15 protein-coding genes are annotated in these 16,337 nt (G+C 64.0%); 8 read left to right on the top strand and 7 right to left on the bottom strand.

Annotated elements, in window-relative coordinates; all coding sequences use genetic code 11:
- A partial coding sequence (locus tag P8Y39_09165; GenBank protein ID MEJ2192501.1) for an ABC transporter ATP-binding protein occupies positions 1-185 on the top strand: 185 nt, incomplete at its 5' end.
- 173 nt (positions 186-358) lie between these two features.
- On the opposite strand, the gene P8Y39_09160 is transcribed toward P8Y39_09165, so the two are convergent.
- On the bottom strand, positions 359-1,042 hold the full coding sequence (locus tag P8Y39_09160) for an ABC transporter ATP-binding protein (GenBank protein ID MEJ2192500.1): 684 nt from the start codon (positions 1,040-1,042) through the stop codon (positions 359-361).
- Positions 1,039-1,425 (bottom strand): hypothetical protein, encoded by a 387-nt coding sequence (locus P8Y39_09155; protein MEJ2192499.1) that lies wholly within the window; start codon positions 1,423-1,425, stop codon positions 1,039-1,041. Before P8Y39_09155 ends, P8Y39_09160 begins: the two co-directional genes overlap by 4 nt.
- Positions 1,426-1,579: 154 nt before the next feature.
- Here P8Y39_09155 and P8Y39_09150 point away from each other — a divergent pair, with 154 nt between their 5' ends.
- Genes P8Y39_09150 through carB form a run of 7 tightly spaced genes read left to right on the top strand, consistent with a single transcriptional unit; the run spans position 1,580 to position 9,842 of the window.
- Complete coding sequence (locus P8Y39_09150; GenBank protein ID MEJ2192498.1) at positions 1,580-2,161, top strand: hypothetical protein; 582 nt, start codon at positions 1,580-1,582, stop codon at positions 2,159-2,161.
- A 17-nt stretch (positions 2,162-2,178) separates the two neighbouring features.
- Entirely contained in the window at positions 2,179-2,673 is a 495-nt protein-coding gene (gene pyrR, locus P8Y39_09145) for a bifunctional pyr operon transcriptional regulator/uracil phosphoribosyltransferase PyrR (protein ID MEJ2192497.1), read from the top strand.
- Positions 2,660-3,580 (top strand): aspartate carbamoyltransferase catalytic subunit, encoded by a 921-nt coding sequence (locus tag P8Y39_09140; protein ID MEJ2192496.1) that lies wholly within the window; start codon positions 2,660-2,662, stop codon positions 3,578-3,580. Before pyrR ends, P8Y39_09140 begins: the two co-directional genes overlap by 14 nt.
- A complete protein-coding gene (locus tag P8Y39_09135; GenBank protein ID MEJ2192495.1) occupies positions 3,577-4,857 on the top strand; it encodes a dihydroorotase in 1,281 nt (426 codons plus the stop codon). The genes P8Y39_09140 and P8Y39_09135 overlap by 4 nt, the downstream gene beginning before the upstream one ends.
- Entirely contained in the window at positions 4,854-5,963 is a 1,110-nt protein-coding gene (carA, locus tag P8Y39_09130) for a glutamine-hydrolyzing carbamoyl-phosphate synthase small subunit (protein MEJ2192494.1), read from the top strand. The genes P8Y39_09135 and carA overlap by 4 nt, the downstream gene beginning before the upstream one ends.
- On the top strand, positions 5,960-6,583 hold the full coding sequence (locus tag P8Y39_09125; GenBank protein ID MEJ2192493.1) for a hypothetical protein: 624 nt from the start codon (positions 5,960-5,962) through the stop codon (positions 6,581-6,583). Before carA ends, P8Y39_09125 begins: the two co-directional genes overlap by 4 nt.
- On the top strand, positions 6,567-9,842 hold the full coding sequence (gene carB, locus P8Y39_09120; protein ID MEJ2192492.1) for a carbamoyl-phosphate synthase large subunit: 3,276 nt from the start codon (positions 6,567-6,569) through the stop codon (positions 9,840-9,842). The genes P8Y39_09125 and carB overlap by 17 nt, the downstream gene beginning before the upstream one ends.
- A gap of 6 nt (positions 9,843-9,848) precedes the next feature.
- On the opposite strand, the gene P8Y39_09115 is transcribed toward carB, so the two are convergent.
- From P8Y39_09115 to P8Y39_09095, 5 genes are all read right to left on the bottom strand, one after another.
- Positions 9,849-12,233 carry an EAL domain-containing protein gene (locus tag P8Y39_09115; protein MEJ2192491.1) on the bottom strand — a complete coding sequence of 795 codons (2,385 nt, stop codon included), beginning with the start codon at positions 12,231-12,233 and terminating at the stop codon, positions 9,849-9,851.
- 356 nt (positions 12,234-12,589) lie between these two features.
- A complete protein-coding gene (locus P8Y39_09110) occupies positions 12,590-13,444 on the bottom strand; it encodes a menaquinone biosynthesis protein (protein MEJ2192490.1) in 855 nt (284 codons plus the stop codon).
- 15 nt (positions 13,445-13,459) lie between these two features.
- The gene (locus tag P8Y39_09105; protein ID MEJ2192489.1) at positions 13,460-14,101 is read right to left on the bottom strand and encodes a class I SAM-dependent methyltransferase; all 642 of its coding nucleotides are present in this window, start codon (positions 14,099-14,101) and stop codon (positions 13,460-13,462) included.
- Positions 14,101-15,762: a ribonuclease J gene (locus P8Y39_09100; protein MEJ2192488.1), complete on the bottom strand. Its 1,662-nt coding sequence runs from the start codon at positions 15,760-15,762 to the stop codon at positions 14,101-14,103. Before P8Y39_09100 ends, P8Y39_09105 begins: the two co-directional genes overlap by 1 nt.
- A 126-nt stretch (positions 15,763-15,888) precedes the next feature.
- A partial coding sequence (locus P8Y39_09095) for a nuclease-related domain-containing protein (protein MEJ2192487.1) occupies positions 15,889-16,337 on the bottom strand: 449 nt, incomplete at its 5' end.

Below are 16,337 nucleotides of genomic sequence, written 5' to 3'. Positions count from 1 at the left end.
TCCTGGCCGACGAGCCCACCGGAGACCTGGACGAGGAGACGGAGGCTGAGATCATGGACATCTTCCGGCAGGTCAACGGGGAAAAGCGCATCACTTTCGTGCTTGTCACCCATAGCAGCGAGCTTGCCCGCGGGGCGGGGCGCCAGATACGCATGTCTCAGGGCCGTGCGGAGCAACTGGGGTGAGGGCAAGGTAGCAAGGTACATCCCGCCGGTTTGCGAGTACCATGAGAAGCCCCGTGTGGCCTGCACCCGTATGGGCCGGCGGAGAAGTTCATGGGAGGCATCCCAATAACCGTCGCTGTTGAGGTTCTTCCCGGCGGGAAGAAGGAGAAGCGAAGAGCCCGCTTGAGCGGCCTTCAGGCGGCCTGTTTTACCGACTGGACCATTCCGTCCACCATCGTCACCACCCGCTGGCAGCGGGCGGCGATGTGCTCGTTGTGGGTGACGATGACGAAAGTTATGCCTTTCTGCCTGTTGAGCTCGACCAGCACCCCGAAGAGCTCTTCCCCCGTGGCCGTGTCCAGGTTGCCCGTGGGCTCGTCGGCTAGGACGACCCTGGGATGGAGGATGAGGGCGCGGGCCACCGCGGTGCGCTGCTGCTCGCCGCCGGAGAGCTCCCCCGGCCTGTGTGCATGCCGGTGAGAGAGGCCCAGCTCCCCCAAGAGGGACATGGCCCTCTCGGCGGCCTCCCTCCGGGTGAGGCCCCCGTGGATGAGGGCGGGCATCATCACGTTTTCCAGGGCCGAGAACTCGGGCAGAAGGTGATGACACTGAAAGACGAACCCGATGGTCCGGTTTCTGAAGGCCGTGAGGCGGGCCTCCTGGAGGCTGAAGACCTCCATGTCGTCGTAAAGGACGCTTCCCTCGGTAGGCCGGTCCAGGGTTCCCAGGATGTGAAGGAGGGTGCTCTTTCCCACGCCGGAGGCCCCCACGATGGCGGTCATCTCTCCGGCGGGGATAAAAAGGTCGAGGCCCTTCAGTACCTCCAGCTCTCCCGCGGGCATCCGGTAGCTCTTTCTTAAGCCCTTGACCTCTATCATCCGCCGGTGCCGGCGGAGGACCGGTTCCCCGAGTCGCGAGGGGCCCGTGCCTCGTCACGTTCGGGAGTGAGGCCCCGCATTTTGTCCGCTGTGGCCTGGATGGCCTCTGCCGTGTTTGTGATGGCCGCCTGGGTGTGTCGGGCCGTTTCCCTCAGGCCCTGGCCCGTCTCCTTCACGGCCCGGGCCGTTTGTGCCGCCGAAGCCTTTACAGCCTGGGTCGTCTCGTGGATAATGTCGGCGGTGGCGGCCAGGCCGTCGGCCCCCTGGCTGACATAATCTCCGGCCAGGCGTATCCTCTCCCCACCGCCGGTCAGTGCCAGATACAGAAACGCCCCGGAGAGGACGAAAGCAAGGAAGATTATTCTTTTTATCAGTTTAATCAAACTGTTCTCTCCCGTTTCTTAGAAAACAGTTTAACCTATCCGGAGAAAAAAAGCTACCGCTGTTGTGAGCGATGTCACTTTTGCCTCCATGCGGGGAAGCTTGAAGCTCCGCAGGTAAGTGATACAATGAGGTATACAGCTCCGGAGGTGAGTCATGGCAAGGTTCATCCCTTTCGTTCTTGCGCTTCTCCTTGCGGTTCCCGCCTCGGCCTTGGCGCGGGGCGGAGGAGGACCCTCTGAAGGGGCCGGAGGCATGGGCGGCCCCGGGATGGGTGGTATGCATGAGGAAAGGGGAGGGCCCATGCAAGGGCAGGGCATGGGCATGACGAGCAGACAGCAGGGGCACTTCCGCTCCTGGAGCGACATGGGCCGGCAGGTGCGCTCGGAGGCCGGGGCCCTCGGGGAAGCTGCACGCAAGGGAGGCCTTCGGGGTGAGGAGGGGAGGAAGCTCCTCCAGAGCCTGAGCGGCCATGTCCGGCAGATGCAGGAGGAGCATCGGCACTTTGCGGAAAGCCTGAACGATGCCCAGAGGGAGCGGGTGCGCCGGCACCTGCAAAACATGGAGCGCATCCGCCGGCGCGTGGAGGACCGGATGCAGATGGTGCAGCAGGAGATGGACCGCGGGGGGCAGGGTGACCGCATTGCCGGGCACGCCCGCCAGATGGAGCAGGACATGGACGCGTGGCAGCGGGAGCACCGGGAGATGGAGTCGGCCCTCAAGTTGCAAAGGAAATAGACCGGACCCTTGTGCGCATGAGCCACGAGATCGTGGAGCGCAGCAAGGGGGTGGAGGACCTCTGCCTGGTGGGCATCCAGAAAGGGGGCATCTATCTGGCCCATCGCCTGGCCCGCAAAATAGAGCAGTTCGAGGGCCTCTCCGTCCCCGTGGGCTCCCTGGATATCACTTTCTACCGCGACGACATCGCCATCAGGCAGCCCCAGGTGAGCCGCACCGAGATAGGCTTCGACATAAACGGGAAGAAGGTCGTCCTGGTGGACGACGTCTTCTTCACCGGCCGCTCCATCCGGGCCGCCCTGGACGCCATCATGGACCTGGGACGTCCCGCGCTCATCCAGATGGCCGTCCTCATCGACCGGGGCCACAGGGAACTTCCCATCCGGGCGGACTATGTGGGAAAGAACGTCCCCACCTCCCTGGGGGAGCACGTGGACGTCTTCCTGACGGAGGACGGGCACCCGGAGGACGTGGTCATGATACGCAGGAAGGAGCAGGATGCTCGCCCATAAGGACCTCCTGGGGACCGGCGACCTCAGCCGCGAGGAGATAGAGCTTATCCTGGATACCGCCTTCGGCTTCAAGGACGTCTTGGGGAGGGACATCAAGAAGGTTCCCACCCTGAGGGGGCGGACCGTGGTGAACCTGTTCTACGAGCCCTCCACGCGCACCCGCACCAGCTTTGAGCTTGCCGCCAAGAGGCTGAGCTGCGACGTGGTGAACTTCTCCGTGCCCACCTCAAGCGTGGTCAAGGGCGAGACCCTCGTGGACACGGCCCTCACGGTGCAGGCCCTCGGCGCAGAGACCATCATCGTGCGCCACGGCTCCTCCGGCGTGCCTCATCTGCTGTCGCGGAACCTTCGGGCCTCGGTCATCAACGCCGGGGACGGCACGCACGAGCACCCCACCCAGGCGCTTCTGGACGCCTTCACCATCAAGGAGAAGAAGGGCCGCATCGAGGGGCTTACCGTGGCCATCGTGGGGGACATCGTCCACAGCCGCGTGGCGAAATCCAACGTCCACTGCCTGAGCAAACTGGGGGCGAAAGTCCGTCTCGTCGGCCCGCCGACGCTCCTGCCGGAGAGCCTCGCGGGGCTGGGCGCGGAGGTTTACTACGACATGGACAAGGCACTGGTGGGAGCGGATGTCATCATGACCCTGCGCATACAGACGGAGCGGCAGGGGACGGGGTTCTTCCCCTCCACGGAGGAGTATTTCAGGAACTGGGGCCTCACGGCCGAGCGGCTGGCCCTGGCCGGGGACGAGGCCATCGTCATGCACCCCGGCCCCATGAACCGAGGCATCGAGATAACCTCCTCGGTGGCCGACGGGCCGCGCTCGGTCATCCTGGAGCAGGTGACCAACGGCCTGGCGGTGCGGATGGCGGTCATGTATCTTCTGGCGGGGGTGCGGGAATGAAGCTCCTTGTGCGCGGCGGCCATGTGGTGGACCCCTCCCAGGGAATGGACGGCCCCGCCGACGTCCTCGTCGAAAACGGCAGGGTCCTCAAGGTGGCCCCGCGCCTGGAGGAGCCCCGGGGCAACGGGGACCGTGTCCTTGAGGCCCAGGGGATGTACGTTCTTCCGGGCTTGGTGGACATGCACACGCATCTGAGGGAGCCGGGTTTCGAGCACAAGGAAACCATCGAGACGGGCACCGGGGCGGCCATCCGGGGCGGCTTTACCAGCGTGTGCCCCATGCCCAACACGCTTCCCGTCCATGACAACGCCGGCATTACCGAGTACATCCTTCAGAAGGCCCAGACGGAGGGCGCCTGCTCGGTCTTTCCCATCGGGGCGGTCACGAAGGGCCAGAAGGGCGCGGAGCTTGCGGAGATGGGCCTCATGAAGGAGGGAGGCTGCGTGGCCTTCTCCGATGACGGTTTCCCCGTGGAGAGCGCCCTCATCATGCGCCGGGCACTGGAGTACTCGCGCACGGTGGACGTGCCCATTGTCTCCCATTGCGAGGACCTGGCGCTGTCCCGGGAGGGCGTGATGAACGAGGGCCTCCTGGCCCACAGCATGGGGCTCGGAGGCATCCCCGCGGCGGCGGAGGAGACCATGGTCTATCGCGACCTGGCCCTGGCGGAGCTGACCCGCGGGAGGCTGCACATCGCCCATGTCTCCACCGAGGGCTCCGTGCGCCTCATCCGCGAGGCCAAGTCCCGCGGCATCTGCGTGACCGCGGAGACATGCCCCCATTACTTTTCCCTGACCGAGGAGGCCGTCCGGGGGTTCGACACCAACGCCAAGGTCAACCCGCCCCTGCGGAGGGCGCAGGACGTGGAGGCTGTGAAGGAGGGGCTCAGGGACGGCACCCTGGATGCCATCGCCACGGACCATGCCCCTCACCACAGGAACGAAAAGGGCCGGGAGTTCGACCAGGCCCCCTCGGGCATCGCGGGGCTTGAGACGGCCTTGCCCCTGGCCCTGGGGCTGGTGGATGAGGGCGTGCTCACGCTTGCGGGCCTCGTCGAGAAGATGGCGCTCACGCCTGCCCGCATCCTGGGGCTTTCCAAGGGCACCCTCGCGGAGGGAGCGGATGCGGACCTCGTCGTCCTGGACCCCGGGGCGGAGTTTACGGTGAATGCCGAGGCCTTCCTCTCCAGGGGGAAAAACACCCCCTTTGACGGGCACACCCTCAAGGGGCGGGTGGTGGCGGCCATATCCATGGGGAGGGTGCACACGTGGCGCTGAGGGCCTGGCTCGTCCTGGCCGACGGCCTCGTCTTCGAGGGACGGAGCTTCGGAGCGGAGGGGGAGACCCTGGGGGAGGTGGTCTTCAACACCTCCATGACGGGCTACCAGGAAATCCTGACCGACCCCTCGTACAAAGGGCAGATAGTTACGATGACCTATCCCCAGATAGGAAACTACGGCGTCAACGCCGAGGACGTGGAGTCCGCCGGGGGCCCCAAGGCCGAGGGCTTTGTGGTGAAGGAGTACCTGGATTTTCCGAGCAACTGGCGCTCCCGGGAAAGCCTGGGCAGATATCTCCGCGATGCCGGCGTGGTGGCCATCGAGGGTGTGGACACCAGGGCCCTCACCAGGCATCTCAGGAACCGGGGCGTGCAGATGGGAATCATCGCCACCGGCGAGGCCGACCCTCGCCTGCTCCTTGAGAAAGTGCGGGCCCACCCGGGCATAGGCGGCGTGGACCTGGCAAGCGGGGTGAGCTGCTCGGAGCTTTACACGTGGAAGGAAGGGCTCTGGGACCAGCCCTGGGCCGAGGAGGCCCTGAGGCCGAGGAAAGTGGTGGTTTATGATTTCGGGCTCAAGCTCAACATCCTCCGGCACCTGGTGGGCGCTGGCTTCGGGGTGCGGGCCCTCCCGGCCGACACCCCGCCGGAGGAGGCGCTTGCCATGGAGCCCGACGGCGTCCTTCTGAGCAACGGCCCCGGCGACCCCGAGGCCGTGGTGACCGGCATCAGGACGGCCGAAAGCCTTATCGGAAGGGTTCCCGTCTTCGGAATCTGCCTGGGACACCAGATACTGGGGCTGGCCCTGGGCGGGCGGACGTACAAGCTCAAGTTCGGCCACCACGGGGGAAACCATCCGGTCATGGACCTGGGGACCGGGCGGGTGGAGATTACCTCCCAGAACCACAACTACTGCGTGGACGTCGCCTCCCTGGCGGGTAGGGTGAACATGACCCACAAGAACCTCTATGACGGCACCGAGGAGGGCATGGAGCACGTGGAGCTTCCCGTCTTCGGTGTCCAGTACCACCCGGAGGCCGGCCCCGGCCCCAACGACGCCGGGCACCTGTTCGGCCGCTTCCGGGAGATGATGGAGCGCGGATGAAGGAAAACAGCCTGTACAAGCTGGACGTGGGCAAAAGGAGACTGTACTTCCGCACCACGAGCTACCGGGTCGAGAGGGGGAGCATGCTGCACAGCGGCATCTATAACCGCGAGCTCACCTCTTCGCTGGTGGCGGGGGCCGTCCTTCTGGCGGCCGCCCTGGCGGTTATCTTTGCCGGGGTGGAGGTGCGCGTTTACCACTATGTGCTGGCGGCGGTCCTCTTCACGGTGCTGTTCGCCTTCTTCCGGGTCTTCGTTTTCTTCGAGGACTACCTGGAGATGGTGATGGACAAGGACAGGGGCGAGGTGCGGCTTCTGGTCAAGAGGTTCGTGAGCAGGGCGCGCACGTTTGAGCTCGGCGAGGTCGGCGGGGTGGCCAAGGGCTACACGGTCTTTACGCCGCAAAACCCCGACGGCATCCAGGTGGTGGAGAAGATAGCCCTTCAGCACGGGACGGCCATCCCGGGGTTCGGGGAGACCAAGGAGTACCACACGGTGAACCTGGAGCTCAAGGAGGAGCGGGACATCACCGTTTTCGTAACGGAGGACGCGTCGGAGGCCCGGAGCGTCCTGGACGTGATGAAAAATTTCCTCGGAGAGAGCCTTGCCCAAGAGGACTGACATAAGGAAGATTCTCCTTATCGGCTCGGGACCCATCGTCATCGGGCAGGCCTGCGAGTTTGACTACTCCGGCGCCCAGGCCTGCAAGGCCCTCAGGGAGGAGGGCTACCAGGTCGTGCTGGTCAACTCCAACCCCGCCACCATCATGACCGACCCCGAGATGGCCGATGTCACCTACATCGAGCCGCTGGCTCCCGGCATCCTGGAGATGATCATCGAGAGGGAGCGGCCCGAGGCCCTCCTGCCCACCATGGGAGGGCAGACGGGACTCAACCTGGCGGTGGCCCTGGCCGAGACGGGCGTGCTCGCCAAGCACGGGGTGGAGCTTATCGGGGCGAAGCTCGACGCTATCAAGAAGGCCGAGGACAGGGACCTGTTCCGCATGGCCATGGAGCGCATCGGGCTTGAGGTTCCCCGCTCCCGGGTGGCAACGAGCCATGAGGAGGGGCTGGACGCGGCCGAGCACGTGGGCTTCCCCGCCATCTTCCGTCCGGCCTTCACCCTGGGGGGAACGGGCGGGGGCATAGCCTATAACCTGGAGGAGTATGAAGAGCTCCTCGCCAGGGGGCTCAAGCTCAGCCCCGTCAGCCAGGTCCTCATCGAGGAGTCCGTCATGGGATGGAAGGAGTACGAGCTCGAGGTGATGCGGGACAGCCGCGATAACGTGGTCATCATCTGCTCCATCGAAAACGTCGACCCCATGGGTGTGCACACCGGGGACTCCATCACCGTGGCCCCCGCGCAGACCCTCTCGGACAAGGAGTACCAGAGGATGCGGGATGCGGCCATCGCCATCATACGCGAGATAGGGGTGGACACCGGGGGGAGCAACATCCAGTTTGCCCTGAACCCCCGCAACGGCAGGATGGTAGTCATCGAGATGAACCCCCGGGTGTCCCGGAGCTCGGCCCTGGCCAGCAAGGCCACCGGCTTTCCCATCGCGAAGATAGCGGCCAAGCTGGCCGTGGGGCTCACCCTGGAGGAGATTCCCAACGACATCACCCGGGAGACGCCGGCCTCCTTCGAGCCCGCCATAGACTACGTCGTGACGAAAATCCCCCGGTTCGCCTTCGAGAAGTTCCCCGAGGCCCGCTCCGTCCTGGACACCCAGATGAAGTCCGTGGGGGAAGTGATGGCCATCGGGAGGACCTTCAAGGAGTCCCTGCAGAAGGCCATACGGAGCCTCGAGGCCGACCTTTACGGCCTGGAGGAGGTCCAGGCCGACATGGAGGCCATCGAGGCCAAGCTCAAAACGCCCAACGCCGAGCGGCTCTCTTACATCGCCGAGGGGCTGAGGAAGGCAATGACGGTGGAGCGGGTGCATGAGCTGACCGCCATAGACCCGTGGTTCCTCCATAACATAAGACAGTTAGTAGAGTTCGAGCGGGGCATCAAGGGGCTTCACTCCCTGACCCCCGAGGCCCTGCGTGAGGCCAAGGAATGGGGCTTTTCGGACCGCCGCCTGGCCCGGCTTTCCGGAGCCACGGAGGCGGATGTGCGAAGGCTCCGGCTGGAGCGTGCCATCCGGCCGGTCTACAAGATGGTGGACACGTGTGCCGCGGAGTTCGAGGCCTACACCCCGTACCTTTACTCCACCTTCGAGCGCCCCTTCGTCCGTGCCGGCGGGGACGGCGCCTCTCCCGAGACGGAAGCCCCGCCCTCGGCGAAGAAGAAAGTCGTCATCCTCGGCTCGGGCCCCAACAGGATAGGGCAGGGCATAGAGTTCGATTACTGCTGCGTGCATGCCGTCTTCGCCCTCAAGGAGCTGGGTTTCGAGACCATCATGGTCAACTGTAACCCCGAGACGGTGAGCACGGACTACGACACCGCCGACCGGCTGTACTTTGAGCCTCTCACCCTGGAGGACGTCCTTGCCGTTATCGAGAGGGAGGACCCCGAAGGCGTCATCCTGCAGTTCGGGGGGCAGACCCCGCTCAAGCTGGCCGTCCCCCTGGAGCGGGAGGGAGTGCGCATCCTGGGCACGTCTCCCGACAGCATCGACAGGGCCGAGGACAGGAGGCGTTTTGCCGGGCTTCTCCGTCTCCTCGGGCTCAGGCAGCCGGAGAACGACACGGTCATGAGCGTGGAGGAGGCCGTCAGGGCGGCGGCCCGCATCGGTTATCCCGTGATGGTCAGGCCCTCCTATGTGCTGGGCGGGCGGGCCATGGAGATCGTCTACGACGAGGCGGGCCTCCGGGGCTACATGGCATCGGCCGTGAAGGCCTCCCCGGAGCACCCCGTCCTGGTGGACAAGTACCTTCAGGACGCCGTGGAGGTGGACGTGGACTGCGTGGCCGACGGGACGGACGTCGTCATCGGCGGGGTGATGCAGCACATCGAGGAGGCGGGGATACATTCGGGGGATTCGGCCTGCTCGCTTCCTCCCTACTCGCTCGAGCCGGAGACCGTTCAGGAGATAGAGGGGCAGACCCGGGCCCTGGCCGGGGAGCTCGGCGTCGTCGGGCTCATGAACGTGCAGTTTGCCGTAAAGGGCGATGAGATATACATCCTCGAGGTCAACCCCCGGGCCTCCCGCACGGTGCCCTTCGTGGGCAAGGCCACCGGGATGCCCCTGGCCAAGACGGCCGCCAAGGTAATGGCCGGAAGAACCCTCCGGGAGCTGGGCGTCACCCGGGAGAGGCGGATACCCCACATGGCGGTGAAGGAGGCCGTCTTCCCCTTCGACCGGTTCCCCGGGGTGGACGTCATCCTGGGGCCCGAAATGAAGTCCACCGGCGAGGTGATGGGCATCGACGAGGGCTTCGGGCTGGCCTATGCCAAGGCCCAGGCTTCCTGCCAGAACGCCATCCCCACCGCGGGCAAGGTCATCCTGAGCCTGCGGGACGACGACAAGCCCCATGCGGTCAACGCCGCCAGGAAGATGGTGGAGCACGGCCTTTCCATAGCGGCCACCCGGGGGACGGCGAAGTACCTGGCCGAGCACGGCATCCCGGTGGAGGTGGTCAACAAGGTGGCCGAGGGACGCCCCCATATCGTGGACATGATCAAGAACCGCGAGGTGAACTTCGTCATCAACACGGTAAGCGGGGCGCAGGCCAAGCGCGACAGCTTCTCCATCCGGCAGAGCGCCCTTCAGTACGGCGTGCCCTACACCACCACCATCGCCGGCGCCAAGGCGGTGGCCAACGCGGTCAAGATGCTTCGGACGAGGAAGATGAGCATCAAGTCCATCCAGCAATACCATCGCGAGGCCGTGGAGGCAACGGTGGAGACGGTCAGGGAGCAAGAGGGGGGGTAGTCCTTCTCAATCCGCCCCTGCGGCCTCCTCCCGGGCGAGGGACGAAGAGACGCCGGGATGTTCGGCCAGGAAGGCCTCGGCCGCCTCGCTGTCCAGGGCCCGGGAGTGCAGGAACCCCTGGCTGTAGGTGCAGCCCGCCGCCTTCAGGAAGGTCGCCTGCTCCAGGGTCTCCACCCCTTCGGCCGTCACCCCCATCCGAAGCGAGGTGGCCAGGTTGAGGATGGCCCGGATTATCTCCTCCTTCTCCCGGTCCACGCCGATCATGCCCGTGAAGGTGCGGTCGACCTTGATGACCTCGATGGGGAATCGGTGCAGGTAGGACAGGGAGGAATACCCCGTTCCGAAGTCGTCGATGTGAAGGCGCACACCCATGTTCCGCAGCCGCGAGAGTATGAGCGGGGCCGCTTCGGATTTCTCCATGATGGCGGTCTCGGTTATCTCAAGGACAAGGCTTTGCGCCTCCAGGCCGGCCTCCTTGAGGATGTCCTCTATGTCCTGGAGAAGCTCCCCGCGGAAGAGCTTCGAGGAGATGTTGACGTTTATGGTGAGCGGGGGGCTCTGCGGAAACCTTTTCTTCCACAGGGCCATCTGGGTGCAGGCCTCCCGGAGGGTCCATCGGCCGATGGGCAGGATGAGGCCGGTTTCCTCGGCCACGGGGATGAATTCCGCGGGCGGGATGGACCCTTGCGTGGGGTGAGACCATCGAAGGAGCGCCTCCAGTCCAGCCACTCTGCCCGTCTGAAGGGCCACGATGGGCTGGTAGTGGAGGTGGAACTGTCCCTTGTCCAGGGCCCGCCTCAGGTCGCTCTCCAGCGCCAGGCGGCGGGTGGCCAGAACATGCATGGACTCCTCGAAGAAGACGAACCGGGCCCGCCCTTTCTTCTTCGCATGGTACATGGCCGTGTCGGCGTCGCGCAGGAGCTGTTCGGGCGGCTCGCACGCCGGCGAGCTCAGGGCGATGCCGATGCTGGCCGATATGTAGACCTCGCGCCCCTGGAAGGCAAACGGCCTTTCCATCTCCTTGAGGATCCTGCCGGCCATGGTGGTTACGGATTCCACGGGCAGGCAGTGCCTGGCCAGGATGGCGAACTCGTCCCCGCCCAAGCGGGCTATCGTGTCTTCTGCCCGGACGCACTCGCGGAGCCTGTGGCCGACCTCGACCAGGAGCTCGTCGCCTCTTGCATGCCCGAGGCTGTCATTGACGACCTTGAACCCGTCAAGGTCGAGAAAGAGAACGCCGTATTTGCCCCTCTCCCGTGCGTCGCCTTCGAGCCGCCTGAGCTCCTTCGTAAACAGCACCCGGTTGGCCAGTCCGGTGAGGTCGTCGTGAAGCGCCCGCGACTCCAGTTGTTCCTCCAGCCTCTTGCGCTCCGTGATGTCCCTTATCATTTCCTGGATGACGGACCTTCCACCGATGGAAAAGAGGCTGGCCGAGACTTCCGCGGGGAAGGTCCCCCTGCTCTTCGTTTTGAAGGAAATCTCGCACCTGACGAATCCGTCCTCGACGACTCTCTGGAAGGCGTCCGCCGCCAGGGGAAGGTCCTGAAGCTCGTGCAGGTCCTGGAGCCTGAGCGCCCCCAGTTCATCCTCGGAATATCCGAGCATGGTGACGGCCTTCTCGTTCGCCTCGAGGATCGTGCCGTTGACGTCATGCAGGATGATGCCGTCGTTGGAGTGGTGAAAGAGTTTGCTGAACTTTTCCTCGCTATTCCGGAGGCGCTCCATCGCGGCGTTGCGCTCCCCCATAACCCTTCGGGTCCTCAGGGAGCTGATGATGATGACCGCCATGAGCGCACCGGAGAGGAAAAGGACGATCATGGTGCTCCGGAATACGATGGCTTCCACCCTTTGCATCCGGGAGCCTACGTCGTAATAGAGCTCAAAGGCTCCGAGGAATGTTCCCCTGTCCATGATGGGGACGTATGTTTCGACCACGTCGTCCTGCATGGTCTGGTGCTCGATGGATTGCCTCCCTCTCTGGACCACCTTGGCATAGGTCCTCCCCTTGGCCACCACGTCCTGGAAATAGGGCTCGGCGTTCGTTGTGCCCACGTCCCCTTCGTCCGTGGAAAAGACGACTTCCCCGGTCGGGGAAAAGAGCTTCAGCTTGAAGAAGGTGAAATCCATTTTCAGGTCCTCGATGTGCCGGATGAAACTGGGCGGAAGGTCTTCGCGGGTTATCTTCCGGCCGTCGGAGAAGTACATGGAGGCCAGGTGCCGCCCCACGCGGAAGGCCTCCATCTTGGAGTTTTCCGTGACGCTTTTGATGAAGGACGGGTGCACGAAGAATATCGTATGCACCGCAAGCAGGACAATCGCAACGGCGGAGGCAAGCATATTGATTTTCATGGAACTGGGGCGGAGTATGTAATTCTTTATGGATTTTTTCATCTGTATGTCCTCTCTCTATCGTCTGAGCAACAAGCATGCCAGTGCGGCGGCAGGGACATTCCGCATAAGACAATGGATAATAAGGAGAATGTTATTCCAGCCGGCGCCCTGTTCGGATACCACGGGAGAGGGTGTGGTATTCCGTCCATTCAGCAAGCGTCAAATAACACAGATTCAGAAGATTTGGACTCCTCTGGGGCTTCGCCGCGGTAACTCAAGGCGGGGCCGGAAGGGCTCCAGTAATGGATAGATGGGCGCTTTCGCACAACCGAAGGGGAGCGGACTGTTGGAGCGAAGGAAGCTCCGGGGAAAGAACAGCGTCGCAGTGTGCAGCGCCCTCGGGAAGCCGGGGGCATTTATGACAGGAGGCCGAGCTCACTGAGGGACGCCCTGAAGGCCTCGAGCCCCCGGAGGCAGTTCTCATCCAGCCCGTAGAGAATCCCCCGCCAGTAGGGAATCATCTCCTCCGTGGGCAAAGGAAGCCCTGGGGCGGCGGCAAGCTCCTCCAGGCGGGCCACTGCCCCCGAGCGGGCCCGGTCGAGGTCCTCGGAGAAGACGTCCAGGAGGTCCTTCTTGCCGGCCGCCGCATCCCTGCGCACTATCCAGAGGGCAAAGACGAAGGGCAGGCCCGTCTCCCGGTACCAGAGGTCCCCCAGGTCGTAGATACGGAGCGTCTTGTCCCCGATGCTCCCCAGGCGGCAGCCTTCTTCCCCGGGACAGGCGCCCATGGGGAGCGCCCTTGCCTGGGCCACCAGGGCCTCGTCGCCGATGGAGAGGTAGGCGTCGTGCTCCCTTGCGGCCTCCTCCAGGGGGGCCGATGTCGGCACCAGGGCGGCGCTGATGCCGTGGAACTTCCGGAGCAGGACCTCGAGGAGGGCCGAGGAGCTGGCCGTCTTGTGCGTGACGGCTATCTCCCGCCCCCCGAGAGACCCGATGGGAACCCTGCTCAGCAGGATGATGCTCCGCACCGGCCCGCGCGAGCTTATGGAATTGCCGGGAATGAGAGTGTAGAGGCCGCTGTTTCTCAGGTACTCGACCGAGGAGGACGGGCTCAGGTCGAGCTTCCCGTCCCGGAGCGTCCGGTTCAGCTCGGCGGGATGGCCTTCGACGAACTCGTAAAGGTGCGTGTGGGGAGACTCCTCGAGTACGCGAAAGATGGGAAAGAGATTGCTGAAGGAGATGCGGCCTATCCTGAGCTTGCGGTCCGCCATGCCGTTGGCCTCGGTTTATGGCGCTTCCGGCGCGGGTGCGGCCTCGTCGGTGGCCCTTTTGTAAAGGAACATGGTGAAGTCCCAGGGGATGCGGTCGTGCCGGAGGGTGACGAAAGGCGTGAGCTCCGCCAGGGCGAACCGGGTGAGCTCCGCCGGCGAGACGTAGTTCAAGTCCCGCTGCTTCCGGGGGTCTTCCGAAGAGAGGGCGGTGACGGCCAGGGCCTTCCGCGCCCTGGGGAAGAGGCGGCGCATGACGTTCATCATGCTCTCGGTCGCCCCCTCAACCCGGTTGTTGAAGACTCCGCAGATAAAGATGTAGTCGAAGTCCTCTCCGGGGTCCTCCTCTTCGGCGTCCAAGACCCGGAACCTGCCGTCGGGGTGCTTCCGGGCGGCCAGAGCCAGAAGCTCCGGATTGATGTCCGTGCCCGTGTACCGGACGTTCACTCCCTTTTGCTTGAGGAAGGCATGGAAGTCTCCTTTTCCACAACCGTAGTCCAGCACGCTTGCGCCGTCAAGGGAGTGGGCAACCTCGGTCAGCAGGGCGTAGCGCTTCCTTTGTCCCTCGGTTGTCCAGCGCAGGGCTTCGGGGCTGTCGCCGAAGAGCTTGAGGCGGATGCTGTAGAACTCGATGAGGTGTTCTCTCGCCAGGGGGTCCATCACGCCTCGAAGACCAGAGGCATGATCATGGGGCGTCGCTCCATGGTGTTTCGGAAGTGTTTCTTGAGCACCGAGCGCACCTTTGCCTGAAGAAGGGCGGGGTCGGCGGTAATCTGCCTATCCAGTTCGTTGATGGTCCGGGTGACGAGATCCTTGATGTCGCTCAGGACGTGGGGGTACTCTTCCTCCAGGATGAAACCGCGGGAGATGAGGTCCGGCTCGGAGACCAGGAGGCCGTTGTCCTTCTCGATGGTCAGCAGGACCAGGACGATGCCGTCCTGCCCCATGTGCCGCCGGTCGCGCAGGACCATCTCTTCGACGTCCCCCACACCCTTGCCGTCGATGAACACGCGCCCCGAGGCCACCTTGCCGTTTTTCCGCGCGCCCTCGGCTGTTATCTCCAGGACGTCGCCGTTTTCCATGAGGAAGATGTTCTCCTGGGGGATGCCCTGCTTGCGGGCCAGCCTGCCGTGGGCCATGAGGTGCCGGTACTCACCGTGCACGGGCATGAAATAGCGCGGGCGCACCATGTTGAGCATGAGCTTCAGCTCCTCTTTGGAGGCGTGACCGGAGACGTGGATTTCGGAGACCTTCTCGTGTATGACGTTGGCCCCCTGGCGGCAGAGGCGGTTGATGATGCGGCCGATGGAGCGCTCGTTGCCCGGTATCATCTTGGCCGAGAGGATGACCGTGTCGCCCTCCCGTATCTGTATCTGCTTGTGCTCGCCGATGGCGATGCGGGACAGCACGCTCATGGGCTCGCCCTGGCTGCCGGTGGTGAGGATGACCACGTCCTTGTCATCCAGGCGCCCGAGGTCCTCCAGGCGAAGCCAGGTATCCGCGGGAATCCTCAGGTAGCCCAGGTCCAGGGCTATCTGGGCGTTGCCCACGAGGCTCTTGCCGCAGAGGATGACCTTGCGCCCGTGGTTGACGGCCGCGTTAATGGTCTGCTGGATGCGGTGGATGTTGCTGGAGAAGGTGGAGACGATGATGCGGCCGGGCGCGGTGGAGAAGATGTCCTCGAAGGCCCGGCTGACCTCTTTCTCGGAGAAGGTGAAGCCGCCCTTCTCCACGTTGGTGCTGTCGCTCAGGAGAAGCAGGGTGCCCTCCTCTCCGTACTGGGCGAAGCGGTGGAAGTCCATGAGCTCCCCGTCCACCGGCGTCGGGTCCACCTTGAAGTCCCCCGTGTGCACCACGATGCCCAGGGGGGTTCTGATGCCCAGGGCCATGCCGTCCACGATGCTGTGGGTCACACGGATGAATTCCACCCGGAAGGCCCCCAGGTCAACCACATCGCGGGGCTTCACCCGCACCAGCGTGCGGTGCTCAAGAAGGTGGTGCTCCCTGAGCTTGTGGGCCACAAGCCCCAGGGTCAGGGCCGTGCCATAGACCGGAATGTCCAGGTCCCTGAGGAGAAAGGGAAGCGCCCCCGTGTGGTCCTCATGGCCGTGGGTGAGGACCAGCCCCCGTATCCTGTCCCGGTTTTCCTCGAGGTAGGTGAAGTCCTGGATGACGAAGTCCACCCCGAGCATGTCTTCCTCGGGGAACATGAGCCCCGCGTCCACGATAATGATGTCATCACCGTAGCGCAGGACCGTCATGTTCAGCCCTCCGACCTCCTGCACGCCCCCCAGAGGAATAACCTGTAGCGTTTCTTTCATCTGCCGTCCTTTAACGTGTTAATAAATAACACTATATTTTAACACATCGGGGCGGGCCCGGACGAGGGGCGGGAGGGCAGGTCTTGAGCCCCGGGATGGGAGGTATGTCGCGTGCCCCGGGGGGCCTCAGGTTGTTTTCTGTTGGACCTGTGTCCCGGTTGGAGCATCGGTCCCTTTGCTGCCAAAGGAGAGATGCGGGAGGGCGCCGCCTTTTTTGCCCTGCAGGTCCGCGATGACCTCGAACAGGCGAGAGTATGTCAGGGACCGTGCAGAGCGGTGGGGCGTGTCGGCAATGGTTTTGAGAAGGTCGTTCTTATTTATCACCAATATCTTCTTGAGGGGTCCGGTTATCCGGACCGAGGCGTTCGTGAAGACGACCATGCTCGTGATGAACACCCTGGAGGAGGCCTTCTCCTCGATGGCCTTCTTCAGCCAGAAAGTGTTCTTCACGGCCTGGGAGATAAAGTCTTTCTCGGGCATTTTGTGATTGACCAGGAGCTTGTCTTTCTCGCGGGTGACCTCTCCGTGATGCGATTTGGTCTCTATAAGGAAGACCTGATTCTTCTCGTTTATGA

The organism is Nitrospirota bacterium, assembly GCA_037386965.1.
Lineage (GTDB): Bacteria > Nitrospirota > Thermodesulfovibrionia > Thermodesulfovibrionales > JdFR-86 > JARRLN01.
The sequence above is the reverse complement of the archived record's forward strand: the minus strand, read 5'-3'. Positions and strand labels throughout refer to the sequence as shown.

Coding starts and splice junctions, on each gene's coding strand:
- P8Y39_09125 (MEJ2192493.1), top strand. CDS start 5,960: ATGAAGGAAAACAGCCTGTACAAGCTGGACGTGGGCAAAAGGAGACTG.
- P8Y39_09100 (MEJ2192488.1), bottom strand. CDS start 15,762: ATGAAAGAAACGCTACAGGTTATTCCTCTGGGGGGCGTGCAGGAGGTC.
- P8Y39_09135 (MEJ2192495.1), top strand. CDS start 3,577: ATGAAGCTCCTTGTGCGCGGCGGCCATGTGGTGGACCCCTCCCAGGGA.
- P8Y39_09105 (MEJ2192489.1), bottom strand. CDS start 14,101: ATGGACCCCCTGGCGAGAGAACACCTCATCGAGTTCTACAGCATCCGC.
- P8Y39_09160 (MEJ2192500.1), bottom strand. CDS start 1,042: ATGATAGAGGTCAAGGGCTTAAGAAAGAGCTACCGGATGCCCGCGGGA.
- P8Y39_09140 (MEJ2192496.1), top strand. CDS start 2,660: ATGCTCGCCCATAAGGACCTCCTGGGGACCGGCGACCTCAGCCGCGAG.
- P8Y39_09110 (MEJ2192490.1), bottom strand. CDS start 13,444: ATGGCGGACCGCAAGCTCAGGATAGGCCGCATCTCCTTCAGCAATCTC.
- pyrR (MEJ2192497.1), top strand. CDS start 2,179: ATGAGCCACGAGATCGTGGAGCGCAGCAAGGGGGTGGAGGACCTCTGC.
- P8Y39_09115 (MEJ2192491.1), bottom strand. CDS start 12,233: ATGAAAAAATCCATAAAGAATTACATACTCCGCCCCAGTTCCATGAAA.
- P8Y39_09150 (MEJ2192498.1), top strand. CDS start 1,580: ATGGCAAGGTTCATCCCTTTCGTTCTTGCGCTTCTCCTTGCGGTTCCC.